A 13,708-nucleotide genomic window follows, 5' to 3' on the forward strand; every position below is an offset into this window, starting at 1 on the left:
TCAGCCGCAAATATTTTCTGTAGCGAAAGCAAAGCGACAGCTACAATTACGCCAAGGCAAAATTGCTTGGTTGCTCACTCAAAAAATCCTCATTTCTTTACTACATCAAAGTTGGACCCAATTAATAACCAATTTTGAGGGAATGGTAGACCTAACTTCCAATAGCCTACCCCTCGGAGTCTGTACCGTTTGATTAAATTGAACTTCGCTTGAATGGATCTGGCATCTTCGAACCATACCACATGTGCTTTACCTTGCTCATCGTAGTATTCAAAGAACGGTGCTTGAGATCTCAAATCAAACTGAATAGCAGCATTATATTTCTTAGCAATCTCGATTGCTCTTTGTGGACTAACTGCTTCTGCATTAGGCCCCCCCTGCACAAAAGGCAATGTCCAGTTATACCCATATAAATTCTGTCCAAGTATAATTTTGTTCCGAGGTATCTCACTTACTGCATATTTAACAACCGCTTCTACCTCTGGAAGTGGCGATACTGCCATAGGGGGCCCTGCAGAATAGCCCCATTCATATGTCATTAACATAACAAAATCCACTATTTCTCCATGTGCTTTATAATCATGCCCCTCCGTCCACGGACCCCGCTCAGTAGCACTTGTTTTCGGAGCTAGCGCTGTCGATACGGTATATCCCTGAGGATGGAATCGACTCACTGCTCTCCTTAAAAAATTGTTATACGCCTGTCGTTGATCGCCCGGCAAATTCTCAAAATCAAAATGAATATCTTTAACAGTTCCTAAACGCTTTGCCTCTTCAAGAATATTATTAAAGAGCAAATCCTGTACGGCTGTACTTTGAAAAATATCTCTCGCTAAATCGCCGCTAAAACTAAAATTCTCCAAATTCGAGATAACCATTGCTAGAGAAGCACCTGTATCATTTGCAATTTGTGCCACACCTTGACTCGGTGGCACCTTAAGCGTTCCATCTCGTCTTGCCTCATAGCTAAATAAAGCTAGATAAGTTAAAAATGGACCCGCTTCTCTTGCTTGACTTAGTAATGCCTCACTAACGAATGTCCCTCTCGGCTCTAAATATGCCAATGTTTCAGCTCTTGTTTTTGGTTGAGGTGGAATATAAAGTCGCATACCAATCGATAACGGTTGATTCGGATTAATATTGTTCACCTGAGCAAGTGTTAAATAATTAATGCCAAAGCGTTGGCCGATTGAATATAGACTATCTCCTGCCTGCACATAATAGAAATTTCCGACAATCGGTATTACAAGAGCTTGCCCTATAACTAATCGATTTGGTTCAGGAATTTGATTGGCATCTACAATATTTTGAACTGTTGTCCCATATGACTTCGCAATACCCCATAAGGACTCCCCTGCCCGTACAACATGTATTTGAATGTCAATGCCTCCTTCTTGCTTGATAAAATCACACCTGTAAAGCTTATGAATTAGGAAATGAAAAGATGTCATTACTCAGTAAGAATAGATTCTCTAAAACGAAAAAAGACCCATCGCTTATTCTAACGAAAGGACCTTTTTTGGTGAGCAAGCGTCTAAACTTCCTCTATATTTGTCGTTGCTAACGCTTCAATTTTCACTACTGGTCAACACTCACTTTATTGTATATCCGATTTAATCATTTCAAATAATAACGGTACATTCGTTCCGCGTTGTAACGAATTACAGCCCTCCATTAAAAATGACCAACTCATTTTCATTTTATCTTTATACGGTAGCTCTGGGTTAACTGGGAGATATTCTTTTAAAAATTCTTCTATGGAGCTCGATAAACTTTCCATAAATTCATCGGCCTTTTGCACCTTTTCCGTCGCTATTTCATTACGCTCATTCCATAGTACATGCTCTAAGTTTGTAGAAAAATAGAATAGCTGATACGGTATTCTTAATCGATGAATGCTAAAATGATCATTTGCCATAAGGATTTTAGCATTATTCGCCTTCATTTCATTTCGTTGTTCGATTTGTTCCTTACGCTTCTCTGATTTCACTAATATTGCATCTTCTGTATAGAATAAATTTTGCTCAATATCTCCCTTTACCTTGACAAATTCAGGGGCTATGAAACAACCATCTGCATCAGTAATATGAACGACAGCGGTTAAATCCTTCGCTAAAAACTTATACTTCTCCAAATAGTTCTGAATCACTCGTGTCACACTATTTTTAATATTAGGTATCCGTTTATTAGCATCCCACTTCGTTAAAATATCTTCCCGTTGTACATCGAAGCGAATCGTTGAATTTGTAAAATGTTCATCTAGAAAATCCTCTAAAATAATTTGCTCCGTATGCCCTTCCACAATAATTAAAAGAACTTTTTTAGTCACGCTGGACACCCGCTTTTCTAAAGGCACGCTTAATTTTAAATGTCTTTGTTTCTTTATAAACATCTTCATCCTGTCCGCCCAACTGAATCGCACGTAAATAAACATCTCGAGCATTATTTACCTCTTTAATACCCTTTAGCTGTATATAACGACGGTCCTCATTCGTTGTCGTAAACCATAAATTTTTAATAGCTAGCACCTCTAACACACGTAAATTATGAGACGTAAAAATAAGTTGACCTTTTCCGCCCTCATCAATCACTGTTAACAACTCGCCTAACAAATATTCAAAAACACCAGAATCTAATTCATCTATTACGACACAAGCATTTGGGTTATTATAAACCCCAATGAGCACACTGAGTACAGATATAATTTTCAAAATCCCTTCTGACTCTGTCCTTAATGGTAATTCGCGCTCCCCTCGTTGCGATAAAAATTCAAAACGTATTCCTTTTTCCCCATTATCCATAGTTTGTTTTGTAAGTACATTAATCTTTATAGAGAGACCTGGAATAATCGCTGATAATACTTGATTACTTTGCTCTATTACTTCACATAACACGTAAAATGCGTCCTCTGGCAATAATGCTGGCCCCTTCAAATTGTATGGGATAGAACCACGAGTTTTTTCGAGATGGATGCTAAAAGGCATACTGCGCTCTTCAAATAATGGTGCGATATTTTGATTGTTAACAACATGTAAATCACGATTAAAATCTATTGCTAAATTATGAAGCAATTGCATTTCTAGCTCCGACAACCTATCCTGTAATAACGGCTTTAAATCTTTGTGAAAGACAAAGGACATATATTGTTTTTTAGACAATTGATGTATGACTAGTAATTGGATACGCATTTTTTCATTCATATCAGAAAGATATACTTTACGTAGTTGTATGTCTTTCTCTGTAACATTAATTAAAACCTTTGAACGCTTCCCTTTCTCGTTTTCTCTGTAAGTTATACGTTCAAGCGTTGTGTACAGTCTTTTTCCATCTTCTTGTAACTCTACATAATAATTGAGAAAAAATGTGCCGAATTGATTTTCTACTAAAAACTCGAACTCAATACTTGCCGTATCCTCCCCTGCCATAATTAATTTCTTTTCCTGAGATGGTAATTTAATTTCAGCCATCCAACCGGAGATAAGTGCCTTTAACAAGCCGAATGCATCAACAATAGTTGTTTTTCCAGAACCGTTCTGTCCGTATAAACCTACAACATTTGGCTTAAGGAATGTCTCGAAATTTACCGCTAATATAATTTCACCATGACGGACATTTCGTAAATTTTGTACTTTTATTTTCTTGATTTTTATAATGGGCATTTATATAAACATCCTTTAATGATATTTTCTTCTATTATAATTAAATTTGATATATTTTATAACATTTTCTATTTTAATCAACCATACTTTATCGATCATTCTTCTAGTTTAATGCCTATGACAATCCTAATAGTAGGCATATGTTAGAAAAAAACGAAGAAAGGTGTGTTTCATTGATCAATCCTGGATTTAATCCCGAAGATCTTGATGTTAACATTCCGTTTCACCCTACTATGCCTTCTGGTAGCCCTTATCCATCTTTAAACCCATCACAGTTTCCGACACGACCTCCGCAGACATATCCACCGCGACCTCCGCAGCCACGTCCACCACAACCATATCCACCACGTCCTCCGCAACCACGCCCACCACAACCATATCCACCACGTCCTCCGCAACCACGCCCACCACAACCATATCCACCACGTCCTCCGCAGCCATATCCGCCACAACCATACCCACCACGTCCTCCGATGCCATATCCGCCTCAACCATACCCACCACGTCCTCCGATGCCATATCCGCCACAACCATATCCACCACGTCCGATGCCATATCCGCCACAACCATATCCACCACGTCCGATGCCATTCCCAGGCGGACAATATCCTGGCTTACCAGGTTTACCAGGCTTTAACCTACCAGGCATGTAGATTTGCATATTGGAAGTCCAAAAAATGACTGTAGCAAAAAAGGCTATCCAGAAGTTCAAATACGAACAAATGGATTGCCTTTTTATTGTTTAATAGGACAGGAAGTGAAAACATGTCTATAAAATTTTCAGCCATCCTACATATTCGCTCATTTAATGAGCACAGTATAGGAGAGGTGCAACTATGTGTAACGTAAAAAAAATAACTTTATGTATGATTAGCCTAATATTAATTAATTTGGGCATTGTAGCTTCTTTCGATGCAAAAGAATCGAGTAGATCAAATGGACTTAAAGCGCAAATAAAAGGTCTAGAAAACCGTTTAAAAAGCCTTGAGCCGATAAAACCCCAAACAATTGCTGATCCTCCTTTTCCAGAATTATCTCCCCCATCAAAATTTGTTACACTTTCACAGGTGATAGAGAATGGCAATACAATTCCGTATGAAGTGATCGTCAATAATCCTGGCTACAAGAGACCGGCTTATGAAAAATATTGGCATAGCTCAATCGGTCGGTGGAGCTATGTTCCAACTAGAATTCATTATGCACTGCATCGACTATTTACGAATTACGATATTGCTCTCTCTGAATGGTACGACTTTGAACAAAATATGGGATTCACGATTCCAATGTTTCAAAATAAAACGGATTTAGATTTATATATTGTCGCGTTCCAAACTGATATAACAGCAGTTTATACATTAGGGAATCAGGTGGTCGTTGTTGGAAACCCGAGAAGAACCGGTGTTCAAGTGATTACTATAAAAACAAGCGCTATACATCCCTCAAATAACGAAGAATCTTTACTTGTGCAATTATCAACTCAAGCAGGAGAAGAAATAGATTATGCTCTAATCTCTTATATTTCCCCCTAATTTTAGGCTGAAGCAAAAAGAGTAACTTTAAGCTACTTTTCGGAGTTTTTTATTAGCAGGTTTGTATCTTTATCAGCAGTTGTTGGAGGTTTATCAGCGATTGTTGGGGGGTTATCAGCGATTGTCAGAGGTTTATCAGCGATTTTGCTGTTTTTATCAGCGATTACTAAAAAATATTCGCTAAACATAAAAAAATCACTTCTCAAATGGAGAAGTGATTTTTTTGGCTGGAGCCGTTGATTACATCATTCCTGGCATGCCGCCCATACCAGACATATCTGGCATTGCTGGAGCTGCTTCTGGGATGTCTGCTACAACTGCTTCTGTTGTTAAGAATAGAGCTGCTACAGATGCTGCGTTTTGTAGAGCTGAGCGAGTTACTTTCGCTGGGTCTACTACGCCCGCTTCAATCATGTTTACCCATTCGCCTGTTGCAGCATTGAAGCCTACACCGATTTCTTCGCGTTTTAGGCGATCCACGATAATTGAGCCTTCAAGACCAGCGTTGTTTGCGATTTGACGGACTGGTTCTTCTAAAGCACGTAGAACAATTTTCACACCAGTTGCTACGTCGCCTTCTTCTGCATCTGCCACTTTTTCAACTGCTGCATATACGTTAAGAAGTGCCGTACCACCACCTGATACGATACCTTCTTCAACTGCTGCACGAGTTGAGTTCAGAGCATCTTCAATGCGTAGTTTACGTTCTTTTAGTTCTGTTTCTGTTGCAGCACCAACTTTGATTACTGCTACACCACCTGCTAATTTTGCAAGGCGTTCTTGTAATTTTTCTTTATCGAATTCTGAAGTTGTTTCAGCAAGCTGAGCACGGATTTGACCAATACGGCCTTCGATTGCATCTGCACCGCCAACACCTTCTACGATTGTTGTATTGTCTTTTGTAACAACAACTTTCGCAGCGCGACCAAGTGATGTAATATCAGCTGATTTAAGGTCTAAGCCTAATTCTTCTGTAATTACTTGACCACCTGTTAAAATTGCGATATCTTCAAGCATTGCTTTACGACGGTCACCAAATCCTGGCGCTTTAACCGCTACAGCATTGAATGTACCACGAAGCTTGTTCACTACAAGTGTTGCAAGAGCTTCACCTTCAACATCTTCAGCGATGATTAATAGTGGACGACCTTGTTGTACCACTTGTTCTAATAATGGTAATACTTCTTGAATGTTTGTAATTTTTTTATCAGTAATTAAAATGTATGGGTTATCTAATACCGCTTCCATTTTATCTGTATCTGTTACCATGTAGTGTGATGCATAACCACGGTCGAATTGCATACCTTCAACTACATCAAGCTCTGTTGTGAAGCCTTTAGATTCTTCAATTGTGATAACACCATCGTTACCCACACGTTCCATTGCTTCTGCAATTAATTGCCCTACTTCATCATCAGCAGCAGAGATTGCCGCAACTTGTGCGATTTCTTCTTTGTTGCTAACTGGACGAGAAATAGCGTGTAATTCTGTAAGGGCTGCTGCAACTGCTTTATCGATCCCTTTACGAATGCCTACAGGGTTTGCACCAGCTGTAACGTTTTTCAAGCCTTCACGAATAATTGCTTGTGCTAATACTGTTGCAGTTGTTGTACCGTCACCAGCGATTTCATTTGTTTTAGAAGCAACTTCTGCTACTAATTTTGCCCCCATGTTTTCGAATGGGTTTTCTAACTCGATTTCTTTTGCAATTGTTACACCATCGTTTGTAATAAGTGGTGAACCGAATTTTTTTTCTAAAACTACGTTACGACCTTTAGGCCCTAATGTAATTTTTACTGCGTTTGCTAATTTATCTACACCTTGTAACATTAATGAACGAGCGTCTTCTGAGAATTTAATATCTTTTGCCATTTGAATTTACCCTCCTGAAATGGAATATTCGTTAAGCTTCATCAATATATTTATAAGAAATTTTCGCCATACAGTCATTGCCATCTATCTGTGACAATTACTAGGCATTTACTTTCAAAGGGATTATCACTAAAACGTGTATGGTTGATTTTCGTTCCGACTGGGCATACTTCACTCGCGTTGCTCGCACCGGGGTCTAAAATCTATATTGCCGATCCCCTAGGAGTCGCCCAGCCTCCACTTCAATCAACTTATAAAATGTGATGAATCTTTAAAAGTTTTAATTTATTCAATAATTGCAAGAATATCGCTTTCGCGTAAAATTAGGTATTCATTACCTTCATATTTAACTTCTGTACCAGAGTATTTAGAGAAAATAATGCGGTCGTCAACTTTTACGTCAAGCTCTACACGTTGCCCGTTCTCTAAAATGCGACCCGTCCCAACTGCTACAACTTTACCTTCTTGCGGTTTTTCTTTTGCAGAGTCTGGCAGTACAATACCGAATGCAGATTTTTCTTCTACCTCGATTAGTTCGATTACAATACGATCTCCTAGTGGTCTTAACAAGTGAAACAACCTCCTATAATTAATTATATACTTGAAAGTTTATTAGCACTCTATCTAGTCGAGTGCTAATACAATTATTATGATAATCAATCACACTTTTTTTTGCAAGTCAGAACTTCGAAAAATTTTGTTTTCTTTCCATATTCCTCTACAATAGAAAGGTAGCATAATGAATGGAAAGGATTTTGACTGTGAACAATTCTCAAAAAATAAATAAACATAAAAAAACAGCTCTTTATGTTTTACTGATCTATATCCTCATGCAAATATCGGGGATCTTACTGGCAAAACCGTTTCACAAGCTTGTTATGAGTACAACTGGTTTACCTAGTGGGCAAGCTGCTCCCCTTACTCAAGGCTGGTATATTGCACTTAGCTTTGCCATTGCGTTAATTTTAAGCTTAATCCTAACATCCCGCGATAAAGCGTTTTGGGATATTTATAAAGGAAAAAAAGAAACTATACCACTGTCAATTATGTGGGGAATTATCGGTTTCTTCTTAGTTTTCTTCGGCCAAATGATTGGCGCAGCTATCGAAATGGCTGTATTCGGTATCCAAGGTGGATCGCAAAACACAGCTGATATTGTAGCTATTGCAAAAGGCGCTCCTATTGCGATATTAGCGATTGTCGTGTTTGGGCCAATATTAGAAGAATTCGTCTTCCGCCGTGTTATTTTCGGATCGCTTGTCCAAACGACCAATTTCTGGATAGCCGGTATAATAAGTGCCATTTTCTTTGCACTTATTCATTTCGACTTCACACATATCTTGCTTTATACAATTTGCGGATTGATTTTTGCCTTCTTATATCACAAAACAAAACGCATTTGGACGTCCATTATCGCCCACGTCATGCTGAATGGTTTTGTGACGCTTGTACAATTGTATGCTGAACCACTGCAAAAGTTTCTTGAACAACTAGAAAAAATGCAATAAAAATTAGTGAATTTTTTGCATACCGCCGATTTCTAGTTGAACCTAGCTATTTATAACGACGAAAAAGCTCGATGCTGCTAATTGGCATCGAGCTTCTATTATTATTGATTTAATTCTTCGATTTGACGTCGTTGCTGTTCAAGTGCCTCTTCGACCTGGCGTTTTTGTTCAGCTTCTTGCTCTTCCTTCATTCGCATTTCTTCTGATTTTAAGTATTTCTTATAGCCAACACGGGAAATCATAATACTAATTTCATAAAGAATAAATAACGGTACTGAAACCATTAAGTGTGAAGCTAATTCAGGCGGTGCGATTAAAGCAGCACATACAAATAAACCAAAGTATGAATACTTACGAATACGAATTAGTAGCTCAGGAGATAAAATCCCAATGCGTGAAAAGAACAAGACTACTATCGGCAATTGGAAAAGGAAACCAAATGGTATTGTAAGCTTAAATAAAAACGAAAAATATTCATGTATGCCAATCGTTTGTTGAATCTCCAATTCGTTTGATAAATTCATCATAAACTTTATGACATAAGGGAATAGTAAAAAATATGAAAAGGACAATCCTGCTAAAAATAATAAAAATGAATACGGTATATAGCTTAAGGTTGCTTTTCGTTCTACGTCCCTAAGTCCCGGGCTAATAAAAGCCCACAATTGGTACATCAATACCGGCGAAGATAGGATAAACGATATTAAAAAAATAACTTGGATATAAATTGCCAGTGGTGTTACTACATCAAATGCATGGAGTTCTATATTGTAATTCGCTCCAGTACTTTGAAGGTATTTAACAAGCGGCTTTGCAACAAAAAAGCCAGCAACCATAGCAAGAACAAAGAAAACGGCAACAATGAAAAGCCGTTTTCTTAATTCTTCTATATGTTCAATGACAGTTAGATCTTTTGGATTCATTCCTCAAACATCCTAACTTTACTTATCTAGTTCTTTCTTCTTCTTGTCATCATCATCTTCGTCGGCTAATCCTTTTGTAGCATTTTTGAATTCACGTAATGTTGAACCAAATGCTTTACCAAGCTCTGGTAACTTCTTAGGACCAAAAATTAGTAATGCGACAATTCCGATAATAATGAGGCTCATTGGACCTATTGGACCCATTACAGCCACCTCCTCTTTATATCCATCATTTTAACGCATATTTCGCCATTTTGCTAACTAATAATATGTGAAAGTTTTTCGTCATTCTCACATTTTATCTCATATTCGGTACAAATAACATTCACTGAAAGAAGTTAAATTATGTACAATTATCACTCTTCCTGATTACGAATTAAATAAATGAGTGCCTGTAATTCTACTGACAAATCGATTGTTAAAAGTTGCATTTTATCTGGTACAGTAATACGCTCTGGCGTAAAGTTTAAAATTCCTTTTGCATTCATCACTGCTAATCTATCAGCCATTTTCTGTGCAGAGCGTGGTGAAACTGTTAAAATTGCAAGCTCCGCTCCATATTCTGCATACTTTTCTTCCAATAAATCAGGATGAAAAACAGGAATATTGCTAATCATCTTCCCTTCCTTCGGGGCCTTTGAGTCAAATGCCACAACGATATGGGTATTATGATTTTTTTGGAAATTGTATTTTAATAAAGCACTACCTAAGTTCCCTACACCAATTAACGCTACTTTTGTGGCTTCATGTTGATCGAGCGTTTGACTAAAGAATTTCAAGAGATGCTGCACATCATAGCCATATCCCTTTTTCCCAAGAGCACCGAAATAAGAAAAATCACGGCGAATAGTTGCAGAATCAATTTTCATAGCTTCACTCAGTTCCTTCGACGAAATACGTTCCATGCCTTCTTGTGCAAAGTTTTGGATAAATCGATAGTAAAGAGGAAGTCTTTTCGTAGTGGCTTGTGGAATTTTTAATTCTTGTTTCAAACTTTTTCCTCCTTATAATGTATCAAATTCTCTTTATAAGGATCATCACCAAAACGTGTGGTTTTTTTCCGTTCCGAGGGGCACTTTGTTGCTGTCGCTCCGCTTTCGCACAGTCAAAACATTTGTTGCTGTCGCTCCGCTTTCGCACAGTCAAAACATTTGTTGCTGTCGCTCCGCTTTCGCACAGTCAAAACATTTGTTGCTGACGCTTCGCTTTCGCACAGTCAAAACATTTGTTGCTGACGCTTCGCTTTCGCACAGTCAAAACATTTGTTGCTGACGCTTCGCTTCGCTACAGAAAACATTCGTTGCTGACGCTGCGTTAACACTACGCTTTCACACAGAAAAAATTCACTGCGCTGCAAGGTCTCTGCCCAACACGATGTTGGTCACGGAGGCGTTATGACAGGATGTGATGCTTTTAGCCTTCGTTCCTCTATCGCTGATCCCCGAGGAGTTGCCCAGTCGGAACGGAAATCAACTATTTATAGACGTTTTAACAAAAGTCATCCACAACTTTTGGTGATGAACCATTTATGATACATGCTTAATATTTCTAAGTTTATACTATTCACTGGAGGATTTCTCTTTAGTTAATGGCGCTTTTACGCCACTAACTAAAGAGAAATCGTTTCAATCTTACATGACAGCTTGGAATAAGTAAAGCATCGACATTGCAAGGCAATCGCACATCTATTACACTAAGGTAGAATTGAGGTGTCAAGAATGATTGTTTTACAGGTCAATCAACTATATAAATCCTTTATTGCAGATGAAATTTTAAGTGGCGTAAAATTAGAGGTTCAACATCGTGACCGCGTTGCATTAGTAGGTCGTAACGGTGCTGGTAAGTCCACTTTACTTAAAATAATCGCTGGTCAAATGTCCTATGACTCTGGCGATATTATTATCCCTAAAGGTATACAAATTGGGTATTTAGAGCAGCATGCTGGATTAAACTCAACATTGTCGATTTGGGATGAAATGATGACAATTTTTGAGCCGCTTATTACCCAGGAACAGGCAATCCGATCATTAGAACAACAAATGGCCGACCCTGCTGTTTATGAAAATCCTACTTTATATGCAAAAATAATGTCTGAATACGATCATTTGCAGCATAATTTTAAGGATGCAGGTGGCTATCAATATGAATCTGATACACGTTCTGTGCTTCATGGCATGCAGTTCTATCCTAATGATTACGAAAAGCCAATTAGCTCACTCTCAGGGGGACAACGGACTCGGTTAGCGCTTGCTAAGCTTCTGTTAAGTAAACCTGATCTATTAATACTCGATGAGCCTACTAACCATTTAGATATTGATACCCTCTCTTGGTTGGAATCATATTTAAAAGGCTATGAAGGGGCTATCCTAATTGTTTCCCATGACCGCTACTTCTTAGACCAGGTTGTTTCTATTGTCTACGAAGTCTCTCGTCATCGCGTCACAAAATATACCGGCAATTATAGTGCCTATTTAGATGAAAAAGCGAAAAACTATGAGCGTGATTTGAAGCTTTATGAACGTCAGCAAGATGAAAAGGCCAAGCTTGAGGAATTTATTCAAAAAAACATTGCTCGTGCTTCTACTACTAAAATGGCACAAAGTCGTCGTAAAATGCTAGAACGAACAGAATGGATGGAATCCCCTGATGGTGATGAAAAATCAGCAAGCTTCGGTTTTACAATTGAGCGCCAAAGTGGAAACGATGTATTATCTATTGATGACTTAGCTATAGGTTATCGTGATAAGAAAATATCAAGCGGCATCACATTGCGTACTTTCCGAGAAGACCGTATTGCACTTGTTGGACCTAATGGTGTTGGTAAATCAACTTTATTAAAAACCATCGTCAAAGATTTACTACCACTCTCTGGAGAAATTCGCTATGGTACAAATGTTCAAATTGGTTATTACGATCAGGAGCAGGCCAAGCTATCGAGCAATAAAAGTGTGCTAAAAGAGCTATGGGATGAATGGCCTTTAATGAATGAAAAAGATATTCGCACGGTGCTAGGCCGTTTCTTATTCAGTGGAGATGATGTAGATAAAATTGTGTCATCTTTATCTGGTGGAGAAAAGGCTAGACTTGCATTAGCTAAGTTGATGATGCAAAAGGCAAATTTCTTAATTCTTGATGAGCCTACCAATCACTTAGACTTAGATAGTAAAGAGATACTAGAAAATGCACTGATCGATTATCCTGGAACGCTCTTATTTGTATCGCATGACCGGTATTTCATCAATCGAATCACTACTAAAGTAATTGAACTATCCGGCGATGGTTCCTTTGAGTACTTAGGTGACTATGATTATTATCTTGAAAAGAAACAAGAACTACTGGAAATAGCACAAATGAAGGCTGCCGCTCAACCGCAAATACAAGCTGATGTATCCGAGAAGATCTCTACCTCTAAAATTGATAAAGAGGCTAAAAAACGGGAGCGCCAAATTAGACGCACGCTTGAGGAACTAGAAGGAAAAATGCAGCAAGTAAATCTTGAAATAGCTCGCTTAGAAGAAGCTCTTTGCGATCCTGAGATATTCACAGACCACGAAAAAATTACACAACTTCAAGAGGAATTATCAACTGCTAAGGAACAGTATGAGTTATTCGAAATAGAATGGCTCGAGCTAAGTGAAGAACTTGAAAATATTATTTTATAACATCCCTCTTGAGATGGAATAAAACTTATAAAGCCATGTGCCTTGTCGCATGGCTTTTTACTTTACTCGCGTTGTTTTTTCATATATATTGGTCAAGTGCTATTTTTCGACAAAAAATGCCCACAACTTTATACACACTATAAATCTAGTAATACCAACATATCAACAGACTTTTCCACATTGTCCACAATTCAAAAATATTTTATTCACATTATTTTGTGCAAAATAGGCTACTATATATTGAATAATCACAAGTTATGCACAAGTTATCAACATTTTGTGCATAAGTACGGATGTTCGCTGTTTTATTTCTACCTTACCTGTGGATAATTTTCTGAAAAATTTGTCAACTGATCGAATTCAAATTTTCTTATAGACACTATTTTCTCAACAATTTTTTCACAAAAGCAAAAAGAGGTATTTTAGAACCAAATCTAAAACACCTCTTTTTCTATAATCAATTATGCCTCAGTCCGAAATCGGCTTTGTGCTTAGGCCTGAAAGCGAAAGCGTAGTGCTAACGCAGCTGCAGCGACATAATGCAGGTAGTTAGCC

Annotated in this window: 14 protein-coding genes; 3 read left to right on the forward strand and 11 right to left on the reverse strand. The window is 38.0% G+C overall.

The genetic code is table 11. The features are described 5' to 3' along the window. Positions 1-89: 89 nt before the first annotated feature. The 5 genes from MY533_RS19585 to MY533_RS19605 form a co-directional block, all read right to left on the reverse strand. On the reverse strand, positions 90-1,379 hold the full coding sequence (locus MY533_RS19585) for a glycoside hydrolase family 18 protein (RefSeq protein WP_248719256.1): 1,290 nt from the start codon (positions 1,377-1,379) through the stop codon (positions 90-92). 218 nt (positions 1,380-1,597) lie between these two features. Further along, positions 1,598-2,329: a hypothetical protein gene (locus tag MY533_RS19590; protein ID WP_248717267.1), complete on the reverse strand. Its 732-nt coding sequence runs from the start codon at positions 2,327-2,329 to the stop codon at positions 1,598-1,600. Beyond that, complete coding sequence (locus MY533_RS19595) at positions 2,322-3,659, reverse strand: AAA family ATPase (protein WP_248717268.1); 1,338 nt, start codon at positions 3,657-3,659, stop codon at positions 2,322-2,324. The genes MY533_RS19590 and MY533_RS19595 overlap by 8 nt, the downstream gene beginning before the upstream one ends. A gap of 231 nt (positions 3,660-3,890) precedes the next feature. Continuing rightward, entirely contained in the window at positions 3,891-4,154 is a 264-nt protein-coding gene (locus tag MY533_RS19600; protein WP_248717269.1) for a hypothetical protein, read from the reverse strand. Then, positions 4,147-4,320: a hypothetical protein gene (locus tag MY533_RS19605; RefSeq protein WP_248717270.1), complete on the reverse strand. Its 174-nt coding sequence runs from the start codon at positions 4,318-4,320 to the stop codon at positions 4,147-4,149. The genes MY533_RS19600 and MY533_RS19605 overlap by 8 nt, the downstream gene beginning before the upstream one ends. Before the next feature lie 175 nt (positions 4,321-4,495). On the opposite strand from MY533_RS19605, the gene MY533_RS19610 reads away from it, so the two are divergent. Beyond that, positions 4,496-5,188: a hypothetical protein gene (locus tag MY533_RS19610; RefSeq protein WP_248717271.1), complete on the forward strand. Its 693-nt coding sequence runs from the start codon at positions 4,496-4,498 to the stop codon at positions 5,186-5,188. Positions 5,189-5,220: 32 nt separating this feature from the next. On the opposite strand, the gene MY533_RS19615 is transcribed toward MY533_RS19610, so the two are convergent. The 3 genes from MY533_RS19615 to groES all read right to left on the reverse strand — a co-directional run bounded on the left by MY533_RS19615 (position 5,221) and on the right by groES (position 7,630). Continuing rightward, positions 5,221-5,376, reverse strand: a complete 156-nt coding sequence (locus MY533_RS19615) for a hypothetical protein (protein ID WP_248717272.1) — start codon at positions 5,374-5,376, stop codon at positions 5,221-5,223. A gap of 52 nt (positions 5,377-5,428) precedes the next feature. Next, positions 5,429-7,060: a chaperonin GroEL gene (gene groL, locus MY533_RS19620; protein WP_132364227.1), complete on the reverse strand. Its 1,632-nt coding sequence runs from the start codon at positions 7,058-7,060 to the stop codon at positions 5,429-5,431. A gap of 285 nt (positions 7,061-7,345) precedes the next feature. Next, positions 7,346-7,630 carry a co-chaperone GroES gene (gene groES / locus MY533_RS19625; RefSeq protein WP_049667833.1) on the reverse strand — a complete coding sequence of 95 codons (285 nt, stop codon included), beginning with the start codon at positions 7,628-7,630 and terminating at the stop codon, positions 7,346-7,348. A gap of 173 nt (positions 7,631-7,803) precedes the next feature. Here groES and MY533_RS19630 point away from each other — a divergent pair, with 173 nt between their 5' ends. Beyond that, positions 7,804-8,568 carry a CPBP family intramembrane glutamic endopeptidase gene (locus tag MY533_RS19630; protein ID WP_248717273.1) on the forward strand — a complete coding sequence of 255 codons (765 nt, stop codon included), beginning with the start codon at positions 7,804-7,806 and terminating at the stop codon, positions 8,566-8,568. A gap of 101 nt (positions 8,569-8,669) precedes the next feature. Here MY533_RS19630 and tatC read toward each other — a convergent pair whose 3' ends face one another. From tatC to MY533_RS19645, 3 genes are all read right to left on the reverse strand, one after another. After that, complete coding sequence (tatC, locus tag MY533_RS19635) at positions 8,670-9,491, reverse strand: twin-arginine translocase subunit TatC (RefSeq protein WP_132364231.1); 822 nt, start codon at positions 9,489-9,491, stop codon at positions 8,670-8,672. Between the two features lie 18 nt (positions 9,492-9,509). Continuing rightward, a complete protein-coding gene (locus tag MY533_RS19640; RefSeq protein WP_132364233.1) occupies positions 9,510-9,695 on the reverse strand; it encodes a twin-arginine translocase TatA/TatE family subunit in 186 nt (61 codons plus the stop codon). A 152-nt stretch (positions 9,696-9,847) separates the two neighbouring features. Beyond that, positions 9,848-10,483, reverse strand: coding sequence for a redox-sensing transcriptional repressor Rex (locus tag MY533_RS19645; RefSeq protein WP_132364235.1), 636 nt, complete (start codon positions 10,481-10,483; stop codon positions 9,848-9,850). Between the two features lie 726 nt (positions 10,484-11,209). On the opposite strand from MY533_RS19645, the gene MY533_RS19650 reads away from it, so the two are divergent. Continuing rightward, positions 11,210-13,153: an ABC transporter ATP-binding protein gene (locus tag MY533_RS19650; protein ID WP_248717274.1), complete on the forward strand. Its 1,944-nt coding sequence runs from the start codon at positions 11,210-11,212 to the stop codon at positions 13,151-13,153. The last annotated feature ends 555 nt before the right edge of the window (positions 13,154-13,708 follow it).

The sequence above is a fragment of the Lysinibacillus sp. Ag94 genome, from assembly GCF_023242215.1.
Lineage (GTDB): Bacteria > Bacillota > Bacilli > Bacillales_A > Planococcaceae > Lysinibacillus.